The 22,590-nt window shown below is 27.7% G+C and carries 17 protein-coding genes and 1 pseudogene; 2 read left to right on the top strand and 16 right to left on the bottom strand.

The window, feature by feature from the left end; all coding sequences use genetic code 11:
* Positions 1–114 precede the first annotated feature (114 nt).
* From JWF52_RS00520 to JWF52_RS00585, 14 genes and pseudogenes are all read right to left on the bottom strand, one after another.
* Positions 115–1,409, bottom strand: a pseudogene (locus JWF52_RS00520) (UDP-glucose dehydrogenase family protein).
* Positions 1,410–1,501: 92 nt separating this feature from the next.
* A complete protein-coding gene (locus tag JWF52_RS00525) occupies positions 1,502–2,254 on the bottom strand; it encodes a glycosyltransferase family 2 protein (RefSeq protein ID WP_208331423.1) in 753 nt (250 codons plus the stop codon).
* 52 nt (positions 2,255–2,306) lie between these two features.
* Entirely contained in the window at positions 2,307–3,209 is a 903-nt protein-coding gene (locus tag JWF52_RS00530; RefSeq protein WP_208331424.1) for a glycosyltransferase family 2 protein, read from the bottom strand.
* Positions 3,210–3,230: 21 nt separating this feature from the next.
* Positions 3,231–3,980: a glycosyltransferase family 2 protein gene (locus JWF52_RS00535; RefSeq protein WP_208331425.1), complete on the bottom strand. Its 750-nt coding sequence runs from the start codon at positions 3,978–3,980 to the stop codon at positions 3,231–3,233.
* 22 nt (positions 3,981–4,002) lie between these two features.
* Positions 4,003–5,181, bottom strand: a complete 1,179-nt coding sequence (locus JWF52_RS00540; protein WP_208331426.1) for a CDP-glycerol glycerophosphotransferase family protein — start codon at positions 5,179–5,181, stop codon at positions 4,003–4,005.
* A gap of 15 nt (positions 5,182–5,196) precedes the next feature.
* Entirely contained in the window at positions 5,197–6,036 is an 840-nt protein-coding gene (locus tag JWF52_RS00545) for a glycosyltransferase family 2 protein (RefSeq protein WP_208331427.1), read from the bottom strand.
* Positions 6,037–6,038: 2 nt separating this feature from the next.
* A complete protein-coding gene (locus tag JWF52_RS00550; RefSeq protein ID WP_208331428.1) occupies positions 6,039–7,190 on the bottom strand; it encodes a polysaccharide polymerase in 1,152 nt (383 codons plus the stop codon).
* A 1-nt stretch (position 7,191) separates the two neighbouring features.
* Complete coding sequence (locus tag JWF52_RS00555) at positions 7,192–7,926, bottom strand: glycosyltransferase family 32 protein (RefSeq protein ID WP_208331429.1); 735 nt, start codon at positions 7,924–7,926, stop codon at positions 7,192–7,194.
* 16 nt (positions 7,927–7,942) lie between these two features.
* Positions 7,943–9,016 carry a mannose-1-phosphate guanylyltransferase gene (locus JWF52_RS00560; RefSeq protein ID WP_208331430.1) on the bottom strand — a complete coding sequence of 358 codons (1,074 nt, stop codon included), beginning with the start codon at positions 9,014–9,016 and terminating at the stop codon, positions 7,943–7,945.
* Positions 9,017–9,038: 22 nt separating this feature from the next.
* Positions 9,039–10,754 carry a phospho-sugar mutase gene (locus JWF52_RS00565; protein ID WP_208331431.1) on the bottom strand — a complete coding sequence of 572 codons (1,716 nt, stop codon included), beginning with the start codon at positions 10,752–10,754 and terminating at the stop codon, positions 9,039–9,041.
* Between the two features lie 21 nt (positions 10,755–10,775).
* Positions 10,776–12,326: a murein biosynthesis integral membrane protein MurJ gene (gene murJ, locus JWF52_RS00570; protein ID WP_208331432.1), complete on the bottom strand. Its 1,551-nt coding sequence runs from the start codon at positions 12,324–12,326 to the stop codon at positions 10,776–10,778.
* 63 nt (positions 12,327–12,389) lie between these two features.
* Positions 12,390–13,451: a cell wall-binding repeat-containing protein gene (locus tag JWF52_RS00575; protein WP_208331433.1), complete on the bottom strand. Its 1,062-nt coding sequence runs from the start codon at positions 13,449–13,451 to the stop codon at positions 12,390–12,392.
* A gap of 91 nt (positions 13,452–13,542) precedes the next feature.
* Positions 13,543–14,205 (bottom strand): sugar transferase, encoded by a 663-nt coding sequence (locus JWF52_RS00580; protein ID WP_286183926.1) that lies wholly within the window; start codon positions 14,203–14,205, stop codon positions 13,543–13,545.
* A 156-nt stretch (positions 14,206–14,361) separates the two neighbouring features.
* A complete protein-coding gene (locus tag JWF52_RS00585; protein WP_208331435.1) occupies positions 14,362–16,347 on the bottom strand; it encodes an N-acetylmuramoyl-L-alanine amidase in 1,986 nt (661 codons plus the stop codon).
* Between the two features lie 228 nt (positions 16,348–16,575).
* On the opposite strand from JWF52_RS00585, the gene JWF52_RS00590 reads away from it, so the two are divergent.
* Both JWF52_RS00590 and JWF52_RS00595 read left to right on the top strand, forming a co-directional pair.
* Positions 16,576–17,181, top strand: a complete 606-nt coding sequence (locus JWF52_RS00590; protein WP_208331436.1) for a superoxide dismutase — start codon at positions 16,576–16,578, stop codon at positions 17,179–17,181.
* Between the two features lie 224 nt (positions 17,182–17,405).
* Positions 17,406–18,602, top strand: coding sequence for a S41 family peptidase (locus tag JWF52_RS00595; protein ID WP_208331437.1), 1,197 nt, complete (start codon positions 17,406–17,408; stop codon positions 18,600–18,602).
* 106 nt (positions 18,603–18,708) lie between these two features.
* Here the strand turns inward: JWF52_RS00595 and JWF52_RS00600 are convergent, their stop codons facing one another.
* Together JWF52_RS00600 and JWF52_RS00605 are read right to left on the bottom strand one after the other, a co-directional pair.
* Positions 18,709–19,812, bottom strand: coding sequence for an acyltransferase family protein (locus JWF52_RS00600; protein ID WP_286183927.1), 1,104 nt, complete (start codon positions 19,810–19,812; stop codon positions 18,709–18,711).
* Between the two features lie 275 nt (positions 19,813–20,087).
* The gene (locus tag JWF52_RS00605) at positions 20,088–22,523 is read right to left on the bottom strand and encodes a cell wall-binding repeat-containing protein (protein WP_208331438.1); all 2,436 of its coding nucleotides are present in this window, start codon (positions 22,521–22,523) and stop codon (positions 20,088–20,090) included.
* Positions 22,524–22,590: the final 67 nt, after the last annotated feature.

Genomic DNA, 22,590 nt, shown 5'->3' on the forward strand with positions numbered 1-22,590 from the left:
CATTAACATGCTGTATTATCTTACATTTAAACTTATTCTACTTTTATTATTTAATAAATAAAGCTTAGCTAATAAGTTTAAGTTTTATTAACTAAGCTTTATTTTAAATCATTATTATCTACCTATAGAATAATATTCAATTCCTAAATTTTTCATTTTATCTAATCTATAGCAGTTTCTTCCATCAAATAATAACGCTCTTTTCATTTTATCCTTATATTTAGATAAGTCATAATCTACTATGTCTTTCCATTCTGTCATTATAAAGCAAATTTCAGCACCTTCTATTGCTTCATCTATGCTTTCTGTATAAGATATAGTATCTTTAAAAATCTTTTTAGTATTTTCTATACCTATAGGATCATATGCTACTACATTAGCTCCTCTTTCTATTAAATACTTAATATTAGGTATAGAAGGTGCTTCTCTTAAATCGTCAGTTCCTGGCTTAAAGGTAAGTCCTAGTATTGCTACTTTTACTCCATTAAAGCTATCAATTAGCTTAGATGCTTGTCTTACTAATTTAAGTTTTTGAGCCTCATTTACTTCTATTGCAGCTTTTACAGTTTTAAGTTCATATCCATTGTAGTTCGATAACCAATGAAGAGCTTTTGTATCTTTAGGAAAACATGATCCTCCATATCCAATACCTGCTTTTAAGAACTTATCTCCTATTCTATCATCATAGCTCATTCCTTTAGCTACATCTTCGATATTTGCTCCTACTATTTCACAAAGATTCGCTATATCATTCATAAAAGATATTTTAAGGGCTAAAAAATCGTTTGATGCATACTTTATCATTTCTGCACTATTTCTATTAGTAACCACTATTGGTTGATTAAATGGTGCATATATTTCTTCTAATATATCTTTTGCCCATTCACTTTCAACACCTATTACTATTCTAGATGCATATAAAGTGTCTTTTACAGCAGTTCCTTGTGATAAAAACTCTGGATTTGATGCAAGTTCAACTACTACATTATGTACTAAATTTTTTCTTATATATTTTTCAATTTCATCATTAGTTCCAATAGGTACAGTTGATTTAATTACTACTAAAGTATCTTTAGTTATAGTTTGTGCTACTTGTTTAGCTACTTGCTTTATATAATCTAAATTAGCTGAACCATCACTTCTTTCAGGGGTTCCAACCGCTATCATTATAACATCTGCATCTTCATAAGCACTTTTATAATTTGTTGTATAGTCTATTTTACCAAGCTCATAATTTTTAATCATAAGCTCCTCTAAACCTTCTTCATATATAGGCGATATTCCCGATTTCATACGTTCGATTTTTTTTCATCTATATCAACACATACTACATTGGGATTTCCTACTTCAGCCAAACACACCCCTGTTACTAGGCCTACATATCCCGTTCCAGCTATAGCAATTTTCATGCCTATCTCCTCCAAAAACTCATATTCATTCGTTTTAAGCCACTGTGTGGGCGATAAACTTTCGCCAACGAGTATGCTTCATATTCGTAAAACTACATTCTTTTCTTTATTGCATTAAATACATAAAAACAAAATACATATGAACTTTTTACTATTCCTAAATTTTCTACATTTCTATATGTATTCCAAGTTCTTTTTAATGCTTTTATTTTATTACTAGATAAGGAGTCTCCTACTAATCTATAATTAACTAAATCTTGTTCTATTCCGTAGGCATATTTTTCTTTTCTAAGTAACTTTAACCATGTTGCAGTATCTTGTCCTCTTCTAACTAAAGGCATATCAAAATCTCCAACAATATCTCTATCTACAACTACTGTAGAACATCCTATTATAGTATTTTTAAGTAAACCTTCATAGTTTATCTTATATGGGGCCTTAGCTATTTTATTAGTTTTTGCTCCATCCTCTCTCATATATCTATATGATGTAAATGTAAATCCTCTGTTTTCTTTTAGCATATAATTCACTTGAACTTCTAGTTTATTTGGTTCCCATAAATCATCACTATCAACGAAAGCTATAAATCTACCTTTTGCATTTTTGATACCTGTATTTCTACTTACAGATGCACCGGAGTTTTTTTCAAGCTTTATATATTTTATTCTATCATCATTTTTTTGAAATTCTTTTATTATACTTGATGAGTTGTCATTTGAGCAGTCATCTACTAATAAAAGTTCCCAATTTTTATATGATTGATTTTTTATTGATTCTATCGTGTCCGATAAAAATTTTTCTGCATTATATACAGGAGTAATTATCGATACTAAATGTTCATTCATAATTTGTACTCTCCCTTGTATAGCATTTATGATACTACTATACTGATTAAGTTTATTTAGCTATTAGTTTCTTTGATTTAGCAAATTTTAAGTATCCTAATGGGAATAACATTATATACATACATTTATCAAATAATTTATTTATCTCTTTAAAGTAGCTACTTTCTGATAACAATGAATATCTAGCTAAATTTATATAGTTTTTTAACCACATATATGGATACTTACTTATTTGGTAAGTATTTTGGTTTATTAAGTATAAAAATTCTAAGGCTCTTCCTTTTAAAGAACTTTTGCTCATAATATTTTGAGTTAATCCATCATCTAAATAATCTCTTATTATCATTGTTTTGTTTATACATTTGACCTTATAGTCTTTTGATATTTCATGCCATACTACACTCTCAGGCAAAAAATTTACTTCTTTTCGTTCTGGAAAAGGATACTTTTTTATTACATCAGTTAAAAGTACTAAACTTTTATCGCCTTTTACATTATATTTAAAGTATAAGTCTGCAAAGTGGCAAATTTGATGTTCTTCAGGCATCTTAGTTCCTACTATCTCACCATTTGTATGTTCACAAAGTCCTACTACTCCACTTAAGTTAGTTTTATCTTCAATACTATTCCATTCATCAACTATAACTTGCAGCGAATCATTTACAAGCCCATCATCACTATCGACAATAAAAAATAATTCTCCACATGCATTTTTAACTCCAGTATTTATAGCAGTGTGCTTACCACCATTTTCCTTTTTTATATAATTTATATTTAATATATTTTCAGTTTTAAATTTATTTATCAATTCTTCACTATTATCAGTACTTCCATCATCTACAATTAACCACTCAAAATCTTTGAATGTTTGATTTTTTAAATCGTTATATAATTTAGTTAATATATAACCTCTATTGTATGTTGGAGTAAATATAGTAAATCTATATTTATACATTAATTAAGTCGTCCTTTCCTACTAGCTTTTTTTGATTCCATTAATGCCATAGTTTATAAAGTAATATATAGATTTATGAAGTGGTATTTTTTCAACCTTTCTGTATATATTCCATGTCCACATAGCAGATTTTATCTTATTTCCACTAAGAGAAGTACTAGACTTTCTATATAAAGCTAAAACATCATTTAAACCATGAGCCATATGACCACTCTTTAATATAGCTAACCATAATACATAATCTTCATGTCTTACACCACTCATTTGGATTTCAAAGTTCAACTTTGATTTGTCTATTATTACTGTAAGGCATCCTAATACATTTCCTTTTAACAAAGTGCTATAATCAACACTTTTAGGAACGTTTATTACTTTATCTAATCGATCATTATTTTCATCTATAAGCTCGTATGCAGTAAAGGTTATTGCATAATTATTTTTATCCATAAAGCTTATTTGCTTTTTAAGTTTATCTTTATTCCATATATCATCACTATCTAAAAAGGCTAAAAATTGTCCCTCTGCATTTTTTAGCGCAATATTACGAGCATGTGAAACACCTTGATTATTCTTAGTCCTTATATATTTTATCCTACTATCATTTTGTGCATAAGATTTTGCTATGTCTGAACTATTGTCAGTTGAACAGTCATCAACTATTAGCATTTCCCAATTTTCATATGTTTGATTTAGTACTGATTCTATGGTTTTTTCGATAAATTTTTCAGAATTATACATGGGAGTAATTATAGATACTAAGTTCTTCTTCATATTATCTTCCTCATCATTTATATTATTTATTAATTTTATTTACTATCGCGCTGTATATTCTATCACAGTTCTTATTATCATTGTATCTGAAAAACTTATTTCTTTCATTTTTTTGACTTTCTAGAATTTCAAAATCATTATCAATAATTTCTATAAGCTTATTTACAGCATCATCCTTAGTATAAGCTAGAGAACCAAACATTTCATTATCTAAATCTATATATGAATCTATTTTTTCTTTATACTCATCTATATCAAATTGATAAAAAAGTATTGGTCTATTCATATATAAAAAATCTATAGCTACGCTTGAGTAATCAGTTATGTTTGCAGATGATTTTCTTATTTCATCAGCTAAAGTTACACCCTTATCTAAAAATATAATTCTTTTTCCAGTTATATTTTCTCTTATATCATCTATAAATTCGTGCATAAGATGATGTAGGTAAAACTTTATATTAACATCTTTTTCTTCTAAAATTTTATTTAACTTTTCATCATTTAAAAAGTTCATTATATTTATAAAGTAATCACTTTTTGTAAAGTTTTCACCATCAAACTTTATCCAGTCTCTCCAAGTTGGAGTATATAATATATCTCTAGTTTGAGCATTTTCATTAGTTGGAAGATTATCATATCTAGCATTTCCTACTATACATACATTATCTTTATCCATACCCCATTCATTAACCATAACATTTTCTTCAAACTCAGAACTTGCAGTTACTACATTGTAGCTTTTTAAAAGATTATCTATAATATTTTTTAATCTACCATCCATAGGCTTTCTCTTCTTAAAGCTTATTGTACCATGATTTAAGTAAACTTTAACTGTATTTTTGTGGAAGGCATTAAGTACTGGAATAACAAAATTATATGGTGCTATATCTGCTGAAGGTGCATGAGAAAATACTATAGCTTTTGCATTATAATAGTGTAAATAATTTTTCACACTTCCTCTTATTAATTTCTTTCCTGGTATTTTATCAAATACCTTACTTTCTTTATTTATAACCCAATATATGTCTACATCTTTGTGATTTTTTAACATATATTCATAAAAGAATTTTGAGTTGTCATTGTATATATCTCCTGCATGTCCACCTATAAGCCAAATATTTTTACCCTTAAACTTATTTTTATTAAATGGATATAATATAAATGCAACTACCATATTTATCAAAAATTTAATCTTATCCATAAAGTATTTTCCTCACTATTTCTTATACTGTCTAAATCCATTTAATCTACCTTTTATAGTAGCACTATGATAGTCTCTATTTGAACTTAGAACAAATCCGCCTACATTTCTTACTAATTTAGATGTCATTACTTTTAAAAATTTATAGTCTTTTCTGTATACTATTTGCTTTTTACACAATGCACCAAACCCTCTACCATAGTTGAAATCTCTTTGGTATTTTTCTTTTGATTTAGAGTGCTTCTTTGCTGGATGATAAATTATGTCATCACCAAAATATCGCCCTCTAAATCCTTTATTTATTAAATCTAGTATATAGTCTATCTCTTCTCCAGATCCAAACTCTCCTCCTACACCTAGCTTTTCATCAAATCTAGTGTATTTGGAACCATCAAAGTTAATAAAGAAAGTTATTGAAGTTATAGTATCTAATACATTTAAACTACTTATATCACAAGTTCCATCATACATTTTCTTGAATGCATCAACTTTATTTGAATCCATAGTCTTGCAGCTATATATTTTATATTCTTTATTTTCATTGAAAAAGTTTATAACCTTTTCTAATGTATCATATTCATAAACACAGTCATCATCAGGGAAACCTATAACTTGCCCTTTGGCCATATCTATACCTATGTTTCTATTGTAACTTAGCCCTATTTTATCGCTTTTTATATACTTTATATCTAACTTATCAACGTATTTATCAACTATCTCTTTAACTTTGTTATTATCGTTTTGGTCTACTACTATAAGTTCAAAGTTTTTGTAAGTTTGATGTTCTAAACTATCCATAAGTAAGTATATATCATCATATCTATTTAACGTTGGCATTATTAATGATATTAACATTACTACCTCCTACTTTTCCTTTTCCATAAGTCTATCTCTCTTTTGTCATTTAATATTACTTCTTTTATTAGTAATACTATTGCAAAACTATATGAAGCTTCTAATAGTATATTTTCTGCAAAAGAGTATATTAAAAATATAAATAAAACTACTAAATATGCTTTTTTATCTTTTTCTATAAAACTTTCTATTCCTTTATACATCAAATACATAAATAATACACAAGCAACTACTCCTAGTACACTAATTATATATACATAAGAACTATCTAATGGATTAGAAGACTTTATAGCATAACTATATGAATTTCCAAAAGGCTTCATAAAATTACCTTCTTGAGATAAGTATACATTCCAAAACTTAGGTCTACTTGCTAGTAACCTATTTACTATATTACTTTTATAAAATACAGTACCAATAACCGTGCTTGCTAAGGTAAGTATTATTGGTGATGTCTTTATAAGAATTGGTAGTTCTTTTATTTTTTTTATATCTATCAGTCTTACTATTTCTACAAATATTAATCCTGATAATATAGTTAAAAAGCCTGTTCTACTATATGTAGCTTGATAAACAAAAAATGCAGATCCAAATAGAATTACTCTATCCCATTTGTTATAATTTTTATATCTTAAAAATATATATGCTGCATATATAGTAACCATATTGTAAAATACTGCATTCGGATTCCCTAGTCCAAAATCCATTCTTGGAACAAGTTCATCTAATTTTTTTATATATCTGTAGTGAACTTCTTGGTTAAATTCCAGTGAAGGGAACAAATTAAATAATAATATAACACCTATTAAAAAACATGCCGATATTACCAAATAATTTTTAACTATATACTTATCATTTATTTGTTTGGCTGATACAGCTAATAAAACAATTAATAATATAGCTCCTTCTCTATTTAATATATAAAGTAATATACAAGATCCAACTAATACAATTTCAGTTATACTTTTTTTCTTATCAAATAGAAAAAGTAACATTAATATTCCTATTGAAGAATAAAATAAAGCTGATTTAATTACCCCTATATTTATATCTGGATCAACAAATGATATCATATATTTTCTTAAGATAATAAAAAATAGGACTGTAGTAAAAGCTATTTTTTTTATATTTACCTTTTTTGATAAATTCGTCATTTTACTTTCTCCCTTTTAAACTTATTAAGGTGTTTTTTACAAATATTTTCGAACATTTTAAAGCTTTGTCTGTTCCTCTTAAATGTTTAGTTTCTAAGAAGTAATCTCTTTTCTTAAGCCAACTCTTCCCCCACCAGTGTATTCCATGAGTATTTTCTTTTATACATGAATACTCAAATTCTTCATTATGATAGAACGGGTAAAAATATTCTTTATCATATACATATATATCATTAGTATATAAATTTTTATTTATTTTTTCATACTTAGTTTCTAGTACTTTAGTTACAATCTTTGGTATAGTAAATATATCCGCATCTAAAATTTCATTTTCATAAAAATCTAACATATCTTTAAAAAATTTGTGTCCTTTTAAGCTTCCTATTATACCGCAACTAACATATACATCATTTTCGTATCCAAAGAAAACTTCATTTTTATCTAATAGATGTGTTACATCTTTTAGTATTTGCATATCTGTATCCATATAAACTCCACCTTCTTCGTAAAGCTTCTTAACTCTTATATAGTCTGATATAAATGCCCAAAGTTTTCTCTTATAACACTCTTCTAAAAATTTATTTCCCTTTATTTCTTTTTCTATATCGACATTGTGTTCATTCCATTCTATTATTTCATAGTCTGGTAATTTTTCTCTCCATGAATTTATACATATATTTTCTAGGTTTCCTTTTGGTCCACCTATCCATACATAGTGTATTTTTTTAGGTATCATATTCAATCTCCTAACCTTAAATATATTCGTGTCTATCTTTTTCTTTTAACCTATCTACTATCTTTTTAACATCTTGAGCTCTATCTTTTCTACATACCATGACAGCATCATTAGTAGAAACTACTATTAAGTCATTTATTCCAACTGTAGCTATTAATTTATCATCAGAGTATATTATAGAGTTTGATGTATCTATAGTAACAAAATCTCCTCTTTTAATGTTTCCTTCACTATCAGTAGGATATATTGCACCTAATGAATCCCAAGACCCAACATCATTCCATCCAAAATCTCCAGGTACAACTACAACATCGTTACTTCTTTCCATTACGCCATAGTCTATAGATATAGAAGGTATAGTAGGATATATTCTTTTTATAGCTTGTGCTTCTTTTTCAGTTCCCAAATACTTAGATAATTCTTCTAATTTATCATATACTTTTGGTAGATATCTTTTAAAGTCTTCTAATATTTTAGAAACTTTCCATACAAACATACCACTATTCCATACGTATTTATTAGAAGCTACGTAACTTTTAGCTACTTCAAAATTTGGCTTTTCAACAAACTCTATTACTTCATAAGCATCATTTCCTACACAATTTTCCTTATCAAAATTTATATATCCATATCCAGTTGATGGGAAAGTAGGAGTTATACCAATTGTAACTAATTTATCATTTTCTTTAGCCACATCTATAGCCTTTTTAAGTACATTTTCAAAACCTTGTTCATCTTTTATATAATGATCAGCAGGATATACACACATTACTCCATCTCCATGCTTTTTCATTATATTAAAAGCTGCAAATCCTATAGCTGCTGCAGTGTTTCTTGCAGAAGGTTCTGGTAATATATTTTCAAAGTTACATTTATCATTTACTATATCTTTAAGTGCATCAACTTGCTTTTCATTAGTAACTATAAATAAATCTTCTTTTTTAGCTAGTGAATCTATTCTATTTATAGTTTCATTTATTAATGCATCTTCACCACTTAAATTAATAAGTTGTTTTGGAACTTCTTGTCTACTTAAAGGCCAAAAGCGAGTTCCGCCTCCGCCAGCCATTATAACGTTATATACCTTCATAATCTTACCTCTTTTCTATTTTCTATATAGAGTCAACTATTTCTGTCATAGAAGTCATTAATTTAGATAGTTTTAAATTGACACTGTCTAAGTTTTCACTATTAGTTCCAAAATAGAACTTAATCTTTGGCTCTGTTCCTGACGGTCTTACAGCTATCCAAGAACCATCTTCTAATAAGAATTTAAGTACATCAGATTTTGGTAGTTCATCTACACCCTTTTTATAATCTAATACATCTTTAATCTTTATATCTCCTATTTTATCCATTTTAGAATTTCTAAAATGACTCATTATCTCTTTTATTTTTTCTATACCTTCTATACCTTTTAGCGTTATAGATTTTAAATCTTCTTTGTAATATCCAAACTTTTCATATGTATCCATTAAACCTTCATATAAGCTTAATCCTTTTGACTTATAGTAAGATGCCATTTCACATATTAAAAGTGCTGATACAACACCATCTTTATCCCTTGCATGAGTTCCTATTAAATATCCATAACTTTCTTCATATCCCATTATGAATGTTGATGCATCATCATTATTTGAATTAATTTCAAACTCATTTATTTTTTCACCTATAAACTTGAATCCTGTTAAAGTATTTAAAGTTTCAACTCCATAATGCTTTGCAATTTCTGCTCCAAGTTCTGATGTAACTATAGTTTTTACTATTGTAGGATTTTTAGGCAATTTATTTTTATTAACTAAGCTTTCAAGTACGTATCTAACTAAAAGTGAACCTACTTGATTTCCATTTAGTACTATATACTCACCATTTGAATTTTTAACAACAACTCCTACTCTATCGCAATCTGGATCTGTTCCTATTATTAAATCTGCATTGTCTTCTTTTGCCATTTCTATAGCTATATTAAATACAGATTTTTCTTCTGGATTTGGATAAGTAACAGTTGAGAAATTAGGGTCTGGATTTTCTTGTTCTTTAACAACCTTAACATTTTCAAATCCAGCTTCTTTTAAAGCACGTCTTATAGATTTGTTTCCTGTTCCATGGATAGGTGTAAATATAACCTTTAAATCTTTTCCGTATTCATTTATTATGTTTTGGTCTATTATTTGAGACTTAACTGCATCTATAAATGCTTTATCAACTTCTTCATCTAATGTTATTATCATGTTTTCATTAACTGCTTTATCAAAATCAATAGTCTTTATAGTACTGTAATCTTCTATTTTATTAACTTCAGATATTATTTCGTTTGCCATATCTATACAAACTTGTCCACCATCACTACCATATACCTTGTATCCGTTATACTCTTTTGGATTATGGCTTGCTGTAATTACAATTCCCATAGCACAGTTTAAGTATCTAACTGCAAAAGATAATTGTGGAGTTGGTCTTAATTCATCAAATATGTATGCCTTAATACCAGAAGCTGCTAAAGTTTTAGCTGCCTCTATACAAAACTCTCTAGACATATTTCTACTATCATAAGCTATTACAACACCTTTATCTTTCCCAGTTTGACCCATAGCTTTTTCTATGTAGTTACAAACACCTAAAGTTGCACGTCTAATTGTGTATATATTTATTCTATTAGTACCTGCACCTATTATACCTCTTAGTCCACCTGTTCCAAACTCTAAGTTCTTATAAAATCTTTCTTGAATTTCTTTTTCATCATTTTCTATACTTAATAAATCATTCTTTGTATTTTCATCAAAATAAGAAGATTCTACCCACGCCTTATATGCCTTTTTATAATCCATAATTTTATCCTTCCTATACAATTATCTTTTTAATAGTTTATTTTTAGTTTTATCTATAATATCAAATACTAATTTTACTTCTTCAATCTTGAAAATTATAATTAATAATCCATATACACCTGCCCCTACCATAACAGATATTGAAACTGAAATTATATCATTTAGTTTTCCAGGTTCCATTAAGTTATATAATCCGTTATATGCAAATATTGTTACAACTCCCATTACAATAGCTGCTACTAAACTTTTAATACCTGTAATTATTATTTTATCTCCTCCAAAGTAACCTGTTTTCTTTTTAAGAGATATAAATAAAAGTATAATAGTAATAATAGAAGCAATACTTGTAGATATTGCAATACCTATATACCCTAATGGTTTTATAAGTATTAAGTTTAAGATAATATTTATTACTAAAGCAATACTTCCATTTATCATAGGCGTTTTAGTATCAGATAAAGAGTAAAATACTCTAGTTAATATATCTCTAACTCCCATAGCTACTAAACCAAGTGAGTAAAATCTTAGTGCAGTATATGTCATATAAGTTGACTCTGCATCAAAGGCTTTTCTTTGGAATAATATCCTAACTATTGGCTCTGCTAGTACAATCGCTCCTACAGTAATAGGTAATACTAATAAAACAATAAAATTTGATGATTTTACAATAGTACTTATAAAATTATCCTTATTTTCTGAACTAGTCATTTTAGCTAGTTTTGGATAAATAACAGTTACTATTGATGTAACAAATAAAGCCATAACAAAATCATTTAATTTACTAGCATAGTTTAAAGCTGATAATGGTCCATCACCTAAACCTGAAGCTAGTGCTTTATCAACAGTTGTATTTATCTGACCTATAGCTACACCTATAAGCATCGGTAACATAAGAATCATCGCATTTTTTATATTTTTATCTTTTATATTTAAATAAGATTTATATTTATAACCTCTCTTAATGGCAAATGGTAGCTGAAATAACATTTGACTTGCCATACCTAAAAGTGCACCTATAGCCATTACAATAGGATTTGTTTTAGTACTTATAGCAATTGCTGATATTATAAAAATATTATATGGTATACCAATTAAACTTGGTACTGTAAAACTTTCGTTAACTTGTAAAAATGTACTTAATATTTTACTAATACTTAAAAATATTACTCCTACTATCATAATTTTAGTAAAGTTAACAGCAAGGGTAAATTTCTCGCCTTCAAATCCTCCTGCAAATACGCTTATAAATTCTTCAGTAAATAAAAGCCCTAGTATTGCAATTACTATAGATAATACGGCCACAATATTTAGCATATTATTAGTAAATTTAAGAGCCTCTTCTTCACCAAGTTTTTCTCTCGTATCAATGTATATAGGTACATATATTGTAGCTATTGCCGAACCTACAACTGCAATAATAAGACCTGGTATATTTAATGTTAATACAAATACATCAGAATATGTTCCCGTTCCATAAAAGCCGGCAAGTGCAACTTCTCTAAAGAAACCTAACATTTTAGATATCATCGTTGCAACCATAATCCAAAGTGCTGCTTTGGCTGTTTTTGACATGTTCTTTTCTCCTTATCTAATAAACTTTTTGAATAGCACAAAAAAGCTTTTTAAAAAAGCTTTTTAAGATTGATATTTAAATGCTCTTACAACTATTATTACTAATAATACTATTAATATCATAGCCGATATAAAATTCTTACTCATTAATGTATTAAATATACTATATTTACTAACTTCAGATCCAACTTGTATTATTTCTTCTACATTAGATTTTTCTATGAATTTTTCTTGAGGGTGAGTAAAAGAATCACTTGTAATTAATATTGGTATATTTTGTTTAGCCGCTACTCCTCCTAAAGATATATATTCTAATGCATTAGAACGATTTCCATATTCAACACTTGCAGTGTATAATTTTTTTATATCGCCTTTATGTAACTCTTTTATTGTATCAATATTAGTATCAAATTTATTGATGTCTTTTACAACTTCAATGTCAGCTTTAATTTTAGCTTTACTATTTTCAACTTCATAAACAAATTTTTCTGAGTCACCTACAACATAGACCTTTTTAATTTTATATTTTCTAATAAAAAATTTAGTATCTTTAAAATCTCCATCGTTAAACCATAAAATTGGAGTATTTTGTTTAGCTGCTTTATCATATATAGACAATGCATTTTCAAGACCTGCTCTAGAGTTTATTAAGTATATTTCTGATACATTATTAATTTTATTAAGTTCTGAAGCAATTTCCGTAGCAGTTTCAAATCTATTTGTTCCGCTAATTCTTTCTACTTCTATTCCCATATCAGTTAATTTTTTCTCAGAAGTTTTAGACACAGCTTTTAAACCACCAATTATAGTGATTTTTTTTACACCTAAATCCTTTATATAATCTATTGTCTTTTTATCTATCTTTTTCCATTCAGTAGTTATTATCGGTGCATCCTTTGCGTAAGCAAGAGGTGTAGCACTAATACCATCTACTAAAGATTTTTCATTTATAAGTATTGCTTCATCAGCTTTTTTAAATGCAGATTTATTTAGCTTCATAGATATTTCACGCGTTTTACCTTCTATAAGCTCTTTTTTATAGTTACTATCTGCAAAAATATTTAATGTTGATGATGTAAAAATTAATAAACTTAGCGATACTGCTGATATAGTTTTCTTTATCATCTGTGCTCATATCCTTTTTTTAAATTTTTTACTTCAATATAAAAGGGCTCTTTATAAGAGCCCTTTATAGTCAATAATCTAATTTTTAAAATTATCTAGCTCCGTCTCCTGTTAATACTACAGCCACTGTTTTAAATAGTATCTTAAAATCTAGAGAAACACTCCTATGTCTTATATAATACATATCTTCTATAAGTTTTTCCTCAGGAGTAATCTCATATCCACCATTTACTTGAGCCCATCCAGTAAGCCCAGGTTTAACAGCTAGTCTATTAATAAATCCAGGTATTTCTTCATTAAATTGAGCCGTAAATGACGGTCTTTCAGGTCTTGGTCCGATTACACTCATATCTCCCTTTAAAATATTAAATAACTGTGGGAGTTCATCGATTCTTGTTTTTCTGATAAACTTTCCAACTTTAGTAATCCTTGGGTCATCTTTTTCAGCCCATTGAGCACCAAATTTTTCTGCATCGGTTCTCATAGATCTTAACTTGTATATATAAAATTTCTTTCCATTTTTACCTAGTCTTTCTTGTTTATAAGTTATTGGCCCATTATCTTCTATTTTTATAAGAATTCCAAATATAAGTATTAAAGGCACTCCAATTATAAGGCCGATTAATGAAAGTACTATATCTAATATTCTTTGATATGCATCAAACATCCAATTTCCTTTAACTTCACTAGAATCAATAGCATTTTTATATTGCAAGTAATTAAATTCATAACCTTCACCAGTATATCCAGTCATAATTACCTCCATTTTAGCATGTTAAATCTTATAATAACATTTTTTGACTTATTTCTATATTATACTCAATTATTATAAGTTTATCAATATAGTAAATATTATTGTAATAATATAGTAATTGTTATTATAATGATAAAACAAACTAGAATCTGTGCACTAATTTAATGTCTTTTCTATACCTTTACCAATTTGTGTTCCCATTAGTTGTCTTTCATGAAGTTCATCAACTAATTGTTGATCTTTTGGACTATCTATAAATGAACATTCAACTAATACTGAATCAGCATCTGTTTCTCTTAATACATGTAAATAATCTCTTCCATCTTCAAGAGTTCTAGTTTTAAGGCCTCTTTTAGTTAAGTTAAATTTTTCTAATATACTGTTGTAAATATTGTTTGCTAATGTTTTAGTTGGTCCACCATTTTTATCTTTATTTTTGTAGTATACTTCAAGTCCATTAGCCTCTCCATTGAATGAGTTAAAATGTATACTTGTAAATAAATTTGGCTTTACTCTATTTGATAAATCAGTTCTTTCTCTTAAACTCATAGTTACATCTTTATCCCTAGTCATAACTACATTTACATTATTTTTTCTTAAATAATCAGCTGTAGCTAATGATACATCTAGAGTATAATTCTTTTCTACTATTGATTTGTCTACTTTATTTGGTGCACCAGTATCACTTCCACCATGACCTGGATCTAAAACTACAGTTTTTGTTCCACTATTATGAAGTGATAATTTATATGCTATATCACCTATTACACCATCTTTAACTCCTCCACCAACTTGATAAACTACATCAGCAGTTTTATTACTTAAGTTAGTATTGTGATAACTTGGTATGCTATCAGTCTTAGTTATAAGTATTGGAGAGCCTTGCTTAGCCGCTAAAGGACCTGCTGTTAATGCATCAACTAAAATATCTCCTTTAGCTACTAAAACTGAATTTAATTTTTCGTTTGGATAAAACTTTGCCATTACTTTTGCATTAGTCTCATATCTATCTTTTCCATATACTCTATTATTATATACACTTTGCCCACTAGCTGGAGTAGTTATTCCTGCAACTTGATGTATAACATCTGTAGTTAAGTTATTCTCTCCACCTATGAAATATGCATTTTTTAAATTTTCATTTTTTAACCAATTATACGTTATCTCTGGTAATTTAGTTTTTTCACTTAATATTATTGGTTGTTTATCTTCACCAGCTTTTGCAGCTATTGTAAGTGCATCTACTTCACCTTGATAACCATTAGCTATAAATATCTTTTCTACATCATGATAATCATCTATCTCTTTAGCTATTTTTAAAGAAGTTTCATATCTATTTTTACCTGCAATACGAAGTACATTTGAAGCTGTAATAGTCTTTAACTCGTTTTCTACATTATTAGAAACAACACTTTCTCCACCTATTATTATTATGTCTTTAGGATTTAAACGTGCTAGTTCATCTTTTGTATTTTGTGGTATACCACCATTGTTTGTTAAAAGTATTGGTGCATTCATTGTAGTTGCAAGTGGTGTTGCAGTTATTCCATCTGCTATAGCATTTCCATTTACTAAAATTACTTTATCTGCTCCATCTTTCCATCCTTCTTGGCTTATTTTAGCTGCTGTATGAGATCTATTGTCACCAATAAGTTTTTTTACTGGAGCTGACGTTTTTTCAACATATGAACTGAAATATTTCTTATTAGTTATTATGTACTCTTGAACTATATTATACTCTTGTAAGTTCAGTCCTAATTCTTCTAATTTTTGCTTATCTAATATTTGTTTATTTTCTCCATTTATGGTTATATTTTCTATTTGCCATACATTTAAGTATTCTGGGTCTTTATTAAATTCTATTATTCCTTCATATGAGTTTGTTTCAGGATTGAATTTTAAATTAGCTGAAAGTGGCATATCATAACATAAGAAGTTTATTGTTATCGAATCTGCATTTAGATTTTCTTTGAATTTTATACTTATTTTTGACGTATCTCCCAATACTACAGTTGTTTTTTCTAAATTTATATTAATATTTTCATTATTTTCTAAGTTAGCACTAGTTGCAAATGATACTGTTGGTGCAACTAATGATGTGGCTATTAATCCTGCAGCCATCATTTTTATTGTCCTTTTCATAAATTACCCCCTATTTTTCGTTAATCGTCTTAATTATAACATAATAGGAAATCATTGGACACCATTATACAGAAATTTTACATCTTGATTTTATAAAAATAGACAATACTTTTTATATTATCTGTCTTGTGTAATTGTTACAATAAAAATATATTTAACTAAATTGGTTTACTTAAGGAATGTAATGGGAATATATAGAATATACTAATAAAAAAAGAGGTGCTTAAAATGTATGATAAAATAGTATTACCCTATGAATTTAATGAATTAGAACCTTATATAGATGCTCAAACTATAGAAACACATTATAGTAAACATCTACAAACTTACGTAAATAATCTAAATAATCTTTTAAAAGGTTATGAAGAGTTTACTGAAGGAAAAACTTTAGAAGAACTTCTAAAAAATGTATCTGAGTTACCAGAACAAATTAGACAAGGTGTTATAAATCAAGGTGGTGGAGTTTATAACCATAACTTATACTTCTCTATTTTATCTCCAAGTGCTTGTACTACTCCAAAAGGAGACTTACTTGAAAAAATAAATCAAACTTTTAAAAGCCTAGAGAATTTAAAAGATGAATTAAGTAAAAAAGCTATTGCTCAATTTGGTTCAGGATATGCATCTTTAATTATGGATAAAAACAAAGACTTATTTATAAAAGCAACATCAAATCAAGATACTACTCTTCAAGATGGATTAGTTCCTATACTTACAATTGACGTTTGGGAACATGCTTATTATTTAAAATATAAAAACCTTAGACCTGATTATGTAAAAAATATATGGAACGTAATAGACTGGGATAAAGTAAACGAATTATATAACAAGTAAAATAATTGTAATACTTTTTAAATAAAAGAGTTTATATAAAGTGTATCATCATTTTATATAAACTCTTTTTCTATTAATAGATAATATTAATTGCCTTCTAAATTAGATGATAATACTATATTCAAAGTTATAATTATAAATATATATTATTCAGTAAACTAGATTTTACTGTAAAGTGATGTTACAATGTTTAAGATTATTAGAACAATAAGGGTGTGAATATAATGAAAAGAAAAGTATTATTTACAATAATTATTTTTATATTTGTAATTTTTCTAGGTACTCGCTTTTATAATAAATCTGATCAACTATCTACTAAAGAAAAGGTAAGCGATTTTAAATATGTGTACAATATCATAAAAGATGGATATCCTTATTTAGATGTAAATATGAGACGTAATAATATAAATTGGTTAGATAATAAAGATAAATATCTAAAAAGAATTAAAGATACTAAAAATGATGAAGAATTTATAGAAGAATTATCATCTATATTATCTGACTTAGGTAATAGACATACTGAAGTAATAGATAATAAAAACCGATATGAACTTTTTAAAAAATCATATTCAAATAATAATTGGTATGATTTTCTTGATGATAAAAAAGTTGTAGATAGATACAATTCTATAAGACCTAAAATTAAAATATCTAAAGATATTTTCTTAAAAAAAGAGCTAACTTTAAAAGATATAGTTAAAGATGAAGTTGGATACATATATTTGCCATCAATGGCATCAAGAAATGGATCTACAGATAAAGATTTAAATATGATTTGGGACTATATCAATGCATCACGCAAATATAAAGCCTTAATCATCGATATAAGAGGTAATTTAGGAGGAAGTGATAGCTATTGGCAGGGAATAGTTTCTAGACTTATAAAAAATGATACTATAATAAATGGCTATAGAGTCTATAGAAATAGTAGTAAAATAGTTAAGAAATATACCAATGTAAGAAATATCGGCCTAAAACCTATTGAAAAGTTGCCTCAAAGTATATTAATTAACGCACCACAGGAAATTTTTAATGATTTTAGTGACTTTGAAGAAGCATCCTATACTATAAAAGCTAAAGATAATTTAAATTTTGAAGGAAATATATACTTACTTATAGATGATAAAGTATATTCATCATCAGAGTCATTTTCTATGTTTTGTAAAGAAACTAATTTTGCAACTTTGATAGGAAAAACTACTGGCGGAGATGGCAGAGGACTAGATCCTATTTTATTTAAACTAAAAAATAGTGGTTTAATAGTTAGAATGGCAAGTGGTATGTATTTAAATAAAGATGGAATATGTGATGAAGAATTTAAAACAACTCCAGATTTTAAAGTTAAAAATTGTGAAAGAACTAGAGATTTCAAAGATGATAACTGTATAAAAAAGGTATTAGAGCTTGAAAATATTAGCTAATGCCGATTTATCTCTTATCAACAGTCTATTACTGTATACTTACATTTACCTCATCCTATGGTGGAGTAATGTAAGTATACAAATTCATTAACCAAAATACTCTTGCTTAAATTTTTATAAATTTATTTTTTCTATACATATAAAGCATTATAATAATCCAAATTACAGCATATAAGCTTGAAAATATTATAGAATCGTAAAAATCACCTGCCCAAGGTGTTATAAACTCATATGTTACCCATGCTCTAAATCCAACAACCTCATTATTAAAATCACTTAATATATTTACCTTCCATAAGGTTTTGCTAATAATTTCAAGCATCATATAAATAAATATGGGGCTACTACCAAGTGCTATAATGGGAACAAGTGTCTTATACTTTTTCTTCATATCGCATATATAATAAAATACTGAAAGTATAATACTAAAAACTCCACCAGTTAATAATACAAATGAACTTGACCATAATCTTTTATTAAATGGAAAATATTTATTAAATATAAATGCACCTATACTAAGAGTAATTCCTAATAATATCATTCTAGTTAATTTATCTTTTTCTAATTTTTCTTTATCCGTAATTATACACCCTATAACACTTCCCATAAGTACTGAAGATATGGATACTATTGTTGTAAGTATTCCTTCAGGATCAAAATTTTGCTTATATAAATGCCCATTAAGTAAATTAATATCTACTATTTGAGCTAGGCTACCTTCCATTTCAAACCCATATGTTTTTGCTATTATGTAGTATAGAAATATTATTGATAATGATATACTTAATAATATTGATACTATGTTATTATTTTTGTTATTTAATTTTCTTATTCCCAAGTAAAGTAGACTGCCTATTAAGTAAGTTATACCTAGTCTTTGTAATACTCCCATCATTCTAATCGTATTAAGGTCTCTATTTGATAAGTAATTTAAAAATAGACCAAAAAGTATCATAATAGCAGATCTTCTTATAATGTCTATTATTATTTTATTGTTTGAAACGCCCTTTTTGATTTTATTGTTTATTGATATCGGTATTGATACTCCCATGCATATTATGAAAAATGGAAATCCAAAATCAGCAAGTGTTACTCCATTCCACATTGCATGTTCTAATTGTATGTATCCTCTTTTTACTCCTGGATTGTTTACAATTATCATAAGTAATATTGCTAGTCCCCTAACTACGTCTATTGATTTTATTCTCATTCTAATCCCCCTAAGATTTTGATTATGGCTTTTTTATTATATACCTTTATCTGTTCTTAGGCTATTTATTTAATTTAGTTTTTTAATTTGATTAATTAAAGTAACTATATGATATCGATGATATAAGTATCATATTTTCAGATAAATTAAAAAGATTATCGAGTTTTATAATATAAACTCGATAATCTTTTATTACTTTACTTTGTCTACTCCAAAGTTAGTTTATATATTTTTTAGATAGCATTCCTACAGTATGCTATTTCTCTTTTTACACCTTAATTATTTATTTTTTCAAGCGTCTCTAATGTTGAATTATTATCTATTTTTATAGTAATTTTTTCTTCTGTTGTTCCATCCCAACTTATTTTTAATGTATCAGTTTGCCCTGGTTTCAATACTTGTTGGCGATATACTAAATGTTTTTCTCCATCAAATATTTCTTTTGGATATTTTTTACCATTTTTAATTAGATATGCATCATCTGTAACTGTTTTATTCTCTGGAGCTATTATTTTAACTTCCACATAATTCCCTGGTGTTCTAACACCGTCTTCGAAGTATGGTATTACTCCACTAAATATATTAATTTTAGAATCAAAGTTTAGATTTTGACTATCTTTTACAAAGTCTCCTTTTTCTACTGTTGATAATTTATTAGCCTTATTTGACCATCTTATACATGGTTTTCCATCATCCTTAGTCGCTTTTTCTTTAATATATCCATCTGCTACTACCCAGTCTAAATCTAATGTTGTTTTATCTGATTGAATTTGTACATCTTCTTTAAATTCGCAACCTTCTCCTACTGTAAATAAAACTTCTCTTGCTTCATTAGCTTGACCTTTATCTACATTAACTCCGTACCATGCATTCCCTTCTGTTACTAAGTTTGTAGCAGTTACTGTTGATCCGTTTACTAATAATCCACCTTTAGCTGAATTCTTTATTTCTACATCAGATATACTTCCTGTTGAGTTGTAGTATTGTATACCAAACCCCTTTGACCCTTCTATTATTAAGTTTGATATCTCAACATCTTCTTTGCCTGCTACTTGTAGTGCATGATCTATAGTAGTGCTATCTACGGTTATCTTTTTTCCTCTTCCATCTAAGCTAGTTGTTATATCTATAGTATTCTTTATTATTATTGTTTTTATATCTGAATTATTAATAGCTTTAATTAACTCAGCTTCATTCGATGCATTAGCAGTTGTAACTACAGTTGAACCTCCAGATGAGCTTCCTCCACCCGTTGATCCACCTGGTCTATTTCCGTCTAAACTTGGATTTTGACTTCCCGTTGGATTGTTAGTTATAGTACCGCTATTACTTATAATCGTCCCTGATGCATCATTTTTTATATTAGTTACTGTCCCATCATTTACTATCTCTACCTTACTAGCACTTCCTTGAATTTCTATATTAGAAATAGTTGCCCCACTAGCATTTTCAACTTTTCCTCCTACAGAATCTTTTACTACTAGTTTAGATATCGTTCCTTTATTTACTATTTTCGCATTTGGTGCACTTACAGTTATCGTGTTTTCGTAGTTTCCTGATAAGTTTATGGCTATTTTTTTAGTAGTTGTTATAACTATTTCTTCATTTATATCAGCTCTTGTAGCTGGATTCATATCTATAACATCATTCGCATCAGCTTTATCCAAAGCTTCATTTAACTGTGCTACAGTTTTTACATTATGTGTAGTAACCTCTTGCATAGATTTTAATTGATCAAATCCAGCTTTATTACTTCCTCCTCCAACTTGAGTTATAGTCTTGAAAGATTTAGTATTAGTTACATATTTTTGTTTTTGATTTAATCCGTTTCTAACTAGTATAACTGGAGAATCATTCTTAGCAGCAAGTACACCTACAGCTAATCCATCTATTAATTCTGATTCTTTAGCCATACCATCTTTAGCTACATAAGCATTCTTTAATTCTTTCTCTGTATAGAATGTTTCTATAACTTTTGCATTAGTTTCATTTCTATTTGCGCCATCTAATCTTTTAGCGTTTGGAAATTTATTACCTATTTCATTTGATACCGCACTTGTTCCCCCTATTATATAAGAAGTTTTTATATCTTCTCCTTTTATAAATTCATCAGATACTTGTGTTCCTTTACTTGGGTGAGAAAGTATTACTGGCATATCTTTATCAGCTGCAACTGGCGCAACACTTATTGCATCTACTAAACCTTTATCTCCATTTACTACAGCTATTTCAGATACATCTTTTGTACTATCTAATCTCTTTGCTATTTCTAGAGAGGTTTCATATCTAGTATTTCCCCAAATTCTATCTACTGATAATTTTTCAGCTTTTAGAGCATCTTCTACTGATTTTTTTAATACATTTGTTCCACCTATTAAATAAACTTTTTGTACACCTAATCTCTTTAACTCAGCTTTTATTCTTTCATCTAATTTATTATTTTGAGTTAAAAGTATTGGAGCATCTTTGGCTTCTGCAAAAGGTGTTGCAGTTAATGCATCTGCTAATGCACTATCATTTACAATTACTGCTTCTTTAGCGCTAGACCACCCATTTTTACTTATTTCTATTGCTGTTTCCCATCTACCTTTTCCTACTAAAGTTTCGCTAGCTGCACCTTGTGCTGCATCCACAGTTGTTAAGTTTCCTAATCCACTTCCTGCTACTAATGTCACAGTAAGAAGTGATGCTATTTTCTTTGGTAATTTCATTATATTTCCCCCTTAGTTTTATATAAAAAGATACCAGCTTAAAAAAAAAATATAGATATCTATATTT

The sequence above is a fragment of the Clostridium sp. CCUG 7971 genome (assembly GCF_017590215.1).
Taxonomy (GTDB): domain Bacteria; phylum Bacillota; class Clostridia; order Peptostreptococcales; family Peptostreptococcaceae; genus Faecalimicrobium.

Bases quoted from the DNA above. Each gene is read 5' to 3' on its own strand.
- JWF52_RS00580 (WP_286183926.1), bottom strand. From the start codon at position 14,205: ATGACTGGATATACTGGTGAAGGTTATGAATTTAATTACTTGCAATAT.
- JWF52_RS00535 (WP_208331425.1), bottom strand. From the start codon at position 3,980: ATGAAGAAGAACTTAGTATCTATAATTACTCCCATGTATAATTCTGAA.
- JWF52_RS00545 (WP_208331427.1), bottom strand. From the start codon at position 6,036: ATGTTAATATCATTAATAATGCCAACGTTAAATAGATATGATGATATA.
- JWF52_RS00575 (WP_208331433.1), bottom strand. From the start codon at position 13,451: ATGATAAAGAAAACTATATCAGCAGTATCGCTAAGTTTATTAATTTTT.
- JWF52_RS00560 (WP_208331430.1), bottom strand. From the start codon at position 9,016: ATGAAGGTATATAACGTTATAATGGCTGGCGGAGGCGGAACTCGCTTT.
- murJ (WP_208331432.1), bottom strand. From the start codon at position 12,326: ATGTCAAAAACAGCCAAAGCAGCACTTTGGATTATGGTTGCAACGATG.
- JWF52_RS00590 (WP_208331436.1), top strand. From the start codon at position 16,576: ATGTATGATAAAATAGTATTACCCTATGAATTTAATGAATTAGAACCT.
- JWF52_RS00550 (WP_208331428.1), bottom strand. From the start codon at position 7,190: ATGACGAATTTATCAAAAAAGGTAAATATAAAAAAAATAGCTTTTACT.
- JWF52_RS00595 (WP_208331437.1), top strand. From the start codon at position 17,406: ATGAAAAGAAAAGTATTATTTACAATAATTATTTTTATATTTGTAATT.
- JWF52_RS00600 (WP_286183927.1), bottom strand. From the start codon at position 19,812: ATGAGAATAAAATCAATAGACGTAGTTAGGGGACTAGCAATATTACTT.
- JWF52_RS00530 (WP_208331424.1), bottom strand. From the start codon at position 3,209: ATGTATAAATATAGATTTACTATATTTACTCCAACATACAATAGAGGT.
- JWF52_RS00525 (WP_208331423.1), bottom strand. From the start codon at position 2,254: ATGAATGAACATTTAGTATCGATAATTACTCCTGTATATAATGCAGAA.
- JWF52_RS00585 (WP_208331435.1), bottom strand. From the start codon at position 16,347: ATGAAAAGGACAATAAAAATGATGGCTGCAGGATTAATAGCCACATCA.
- JWF52_RS00565 (WP_208331431.1), bottom strand. From the start codon at position 10,754: ATGGATTATAAAAAGGCATATAAGGCGTGGGTAGAATCTTCTTATTTT.
- JWF52_RS00605 (WP_208331438.1), bottom strand. From the start codon at position 22,523: ATGAAATTACCAAAGAAAATAGCATCACTTCTTACTGTGACATTAGTA.
- JWF52_RS00540 (WP_208331426.1), bottom strand. From the start codon at position 5,181: ATGGATAAGATTAAATTTTTGATAAATATGGTAGTTGCATTTATATTA.
- JWF52_RS00555 (WP_208331429.1), bottom strand. From the start codon at position 7,926: ATGATACCTAAAAAAATACACTATGTATGGATAGGTGGACCAAAAGGA.